Source organism: Roseiarcus sp. (assembly GCF_052145395.1).
In the GTDB taxonomy this organism is placed as follows: domain Bacteria; phylum Pseudomonadota; class Alphaproteobacteria; order Rhizobiales; family Beijerinckiaceae; genus Roseiarcus.
Window position 1 is genome coordinate 1 of record NZ_JBKQOT010000416.1, and the last position, 3,464, is coordinate 3,464.

General features: G+C 66.5%; 4 protein-coding genes. 2 read left to right on the forward strand and 2 right to left on the reverse strand.

What is annotated here, in order from left to right:
- Positions 1-209: 209 nt before the first annotated feature.
- Positions 210-1,124: a glycoside hydrolase family 25 protein gene (locus ACLP25_RS14035; protein WP_442469802.1), complete on the reverse strand. Its 915-nt coding sequence runs from the start codon at positions 1,122-1,124 to the stop codon at positions 210-212.
- A 177-nt stretch (positions 1,125-1,301) separates the two neighbouring features.
- Between ACLP25_RS14035 and ACLP25_RS14040 the strand changes: the two genes are divergently transcribed.
- Both ACLP25_RS14040 and ACLP25_RS14045 read left to right on the forward strand, forming a co-directional pair.
- Positions 1,302-2,228 carry a polysaccharide deacetylase family protein gene (locus ACLP25_RS14040; protein ID WP_442469803.1) on the forward strand — a complete coding sequence of 309 codons (927 nt, stop codon included), beginning with the start codon at positions 1,302-1,304 and terminating at the stop codon, positions 2,226-2,228.
- Between the two features lie 289 nt (positions 2,229-2,517).
- A complete protein-coding gene (locus ACLP25_RS14045) occupies positions 2,518-2,778 on the forward strand; it encodes a hypothetical protein (protein WP_442469804.1) in 261 nt (86 codons plus the stop codon).
- 34 nt (positions 2,779-2,812) lie between these two features.
- Here the strand turns inward: ACLP25_RS14045 and ACLP25_RS14050 are convergent, their stop codons facing one another.
- Positions 2,813-3,361: a GcrA family cell cycle regulator gene (locus ACLP25_RS14050; RefSeq protein ID WP_442469805.1), complete on the reverse strand. Its 549-nt coding sequence runs from the start codon at positions 3,359-3,361 to the stop codon at positions 2,813-2,815.
- Positions 3,362-3,464: the final 103 nt, after the last annotated feature.

A 3,464-nucleotide genomic window follows, 5' to 3' on the forward strand; every position in this document is an offset into this window, starting at 1 on the left:
TAAACTCCTTAAAAGACCGCCACCGCCCTATCCGTGCACCAAAGTCGCAATGCGCCTCGTTCGGCGGATGCGCGGGGAAATCCAAATGCCTCGCGCCGACCGCACCGAGGCGACCGGATTCGTCGCCAGAGCCTGTCGACAGACAGGCGCTTTCGACTCCCTGCGGATGGTTGCAACGATGGAGCTGGTTTAACCGGACGACATTTGCTCTAGCGATCGTCCGACGACTGGGTGACCGGGTCCGGCGGCGCCGAGGGCGCGAGGGCTTCGGCGGCGGATGGGTTCGCGGGCCCGGGCGCCGGCGCCGCGGCGGCCTCTTGGACCGCCGCCGCGGGTTGTTCGTTCTCGATGGGACGGACGGCAGGATCCCTCAAGAACTTCGCCCACTGCTCCTGCGTGCCGTAAAAGGCGTCCCTGTCGACCTTGCCCCCGATCCCCGGCACGGTGCCGTCAGACTGGTACTGCCAGAACCGCCATACGCGGTCGCCGTACTTCACCGCCGGATGGTATTTGGTCGAGCGCACCCAGATCGCATAGTTGGAGAAGGCGCCGTCGACCAGAATAGCCTGGTAAAAATCGACGGTCGTGTAGATGATCGGCCGCTTGCCGTAGTGGCGCTCCATCTCGTCGAGCATGACCTGCATGTCGTGGATCGCGCCCTCCTGCGTTAGGTGGCGGTGGCAGGTCTTCGAGGTCGGGGTCGCCTCGACGTCGAGCACCGGGGGCAGGGCGTCGGGATCGGCCGGCGCGTTCTGCTCGAACCAGGCCATCTCCTCCATCGGCGACCGGCACCAGTACACGAAATGGTACGCGCCGTGCGGCACGCCCGCCGCCTTCGCCCCTTCCCAGTTCGCCTGGAAGCGCTCGTCGGCATGGTCGCCGCCCTCAGTGGCCTTGATCCAGGCGAACTTCACGCCGCTGTCGGCGACCTTGTTCCAGTCGATCTCGCCCTGGAACTTGGAGACGTCGATCCCGTGGACGGGGTAGTCGTGCGGCCTGGGATAGTTGAGGCCCGCGACGTCGATCGGCCCGCTCCCGCCGCCGCAACCCGCAAGCAGGCCGGCGAGCGCCAGTGCGCCTCCTGCCAAAGCTCGTGAAAACAACGTCCTGCCGTCCAGCGTCATCGACCCCTGTCCCGTCCGCCCTGGGTCCGCCGATTAACGGCCGACCCCAAAATATCCGCGGACAAACTAGAACGATCCCGGTAACGGTCCGTAAACGGGAATCGGAAAGGCGCGCACTTGACCCCATCGCTCCCCGATAGCAAGAAGGCCCTTTCCCTTAAGCGACAGGAATTGTCAATGCGGATCGCCGGCGCGCTTCTGGCGCTGGGACTGAGCGCGAGCGCCGCGGCGGCGGCCGAATGCGGCCCCGACAGGCTCGGGACGGCGCGCGTCGTCGCTGTCGGGACGCAGGGTGGGCTCGAAGTCGGCCTCAAGACTTACCCGCGGACAATACCGCTCACTGACCACGAGGTGATCCTCACCTTCGACGACGGCCCGGACGCCGCGAATACGCCAAAAGTCCTCGACGCGCTCAAGGAGGAATGCGTGCGCGCGACCTTCTTCGACATCGGCCGCAACGCCGAGGGGCTGCCGCAACTCGCCCGGCGCGAGGTTCTGGACGGGCATACAGTGGCGTTTCACACCTGGTCCCACCCGCAGCCGACCCTCCGCTACCTGTCCGGCGGCGATGCGGCGGCCCGCGCCGACATTTTGCGGGGCATGATCGCGGTCGAGAAGGCCGCCTACGGGCGCGACGTGTCGGGGTCCAAACCGAAGGACCTGAAGCCCGAGGCGCCGTTCTTCCGTTACCCCGGCTTCGCGGACACGCCTGAACTCAACGCGTGGCTCGCCGCCAACGACGTTGGCGTCTTCGGGGTCGACCTCTGGGCGTCCGACTGGAACAAGATGACGCCCGACGAGGAACTGAAGCTGGTGATGGAGCGGCTGGAAAAGAACGGCCGCAAGGGCATGCTGCTGATGCACGACAATCATCCGTGGACGGCGGCGATGGTCCCGATGCTCATGAAGCGGCTGAAGGACGAGGGCTACAAGGTCGTCCACATGACCGGCGGCGGGTCGGGCAGCGGCCCGACCGCCCCGGCGCCGCTCGGCTGGACTTCTGAGACCGAGCGCGTCATCGGGGCGCTGAAGCCCCGGCTGGAGAAAGCGGCGGGAAAGACCGTCGACGGCCCGATCCCGGTAAAGCCGGCGCCGACCGAGTAGGGGCCGGGGACTTCGGAGCGTGCGCCGGCTCCTGCAGGCAGAAGGGGAGATCCGCCTCGATTCCTTAAATCAAGGGGCTCATTCTGGCGAAATCGGGCCACGCCGGCCTCTGTTTTCAGCAAAATGTCGCTTTGGTGAGCACTCCGACGTCCGAAGCCCTGAATCCGACATTTTGGCGCGAAATAGTGGTTTTGGCGCGCGGACGGCGCTCGGGCGACGAACCAAGAGCGCTCCGGGCGCCCGATATGAGCGACGGACGCGGGCGCCACGCTTGTGGGAGTGCGAATCCATGGCCAGACTGCCGGCCGACGAGGACTATGCTCGGGCCCTGCTGTCGATCTTCCAGGCGAAGAAAATCCGCGCGCGCCAGTCACTCCGGCTGAGTGAAGCGCAGGCCGCCTTCTTGCGAGAGAACATGGGCCGCCTCGCCGATTTCGACGCGGCCCTGCAATATGCGATGAGCCGCGGATGGCTTGCGCTCGCGCTGGACATGATCCGACTCACGACGCCGGGCGCGGAGGAGATGCAGTCCGTCGGCGGATTCCTCTGACCGCCGCACTCATGTCCCAGATCCTTTTCGCGGGTCAAGCGCTCGAGCTCGTCGCCCGGTAAACCAGCCGGCAATGGCCGGGGCAATAGGCGTGACCCCTGGCGACCTGAAGACCGCAAAAGGCGAAGTCTTCCTGCATCGGATCGCCGAGCGGCCATCGGCAATGGGCCTCGCCGATCTCAGCGAGCCCGATGCGCCGCATTTCGCCCACCTCGGCCGTGGCGTAGACCCGCCGGTCCGCCCGTCGCGTCGCGCGGAGGAGGGCCGGCGCGCGGCTTCGCGCCCTGGAAATGGTTCCCCTCCAGGGGAGCTTGGCGGGCGCATCATCCGAACGCGGCTCTCCTTCGACCGACGGCGAGCGCGCCCGGCCCCATGGGATCGGCCGCGGTTCGAAGCCAGGCTCTCCCCCGAAGGGCGCCGAGCGAACGCCGTTGAGCTTGATCCCGATCCGGTTGGCCTTGCCGATGACGGCGTTGCGCGACGGCGCGCCCAGCGCCGCGGCGATCCAGGCGGCGCTCCTCCCCTCGAGCGCCAGCTTCTTAAGGGTCTCGACAGTCTGCTCAGAGCCCGACTCGAAATTCAAACGGCTTCGTTTTTCCGCGCAATCCTTCGCATAAGGAGGAAAGCGAGGGCCAATTGGAGCCATGCGAGTGAGGATTCGATTGTCGCCTCGAAATCCTTTGACA

What these genes read in the sequence shown, in the direction of transcription:
- ACLP25_RS14035 (WP_442469802.1), bottom strand. Translation starts at nt 1,124, where the DNA reads ATGACGCTGGACGGCAGGACGTTGTTTTCACGAGCTTTGGCAGGAGGC.
- ACLP25_RS14040 (WP_442469803.1), top strand. Translation starts at nt 1,302, where the DNA reads ATGCGGATCGCCGGCGCGCTTCTGGCGCTGGGACTGAGCGCGAGCGCC.
- ACLP25_RS14045 (WP_442469804.1), top strand. Translation starts at nt 2,518, where the DNA reads ATGGCCAGACTGCCGGCCGACGAGGACTATGCTCGGGCCCTGCTGTCG.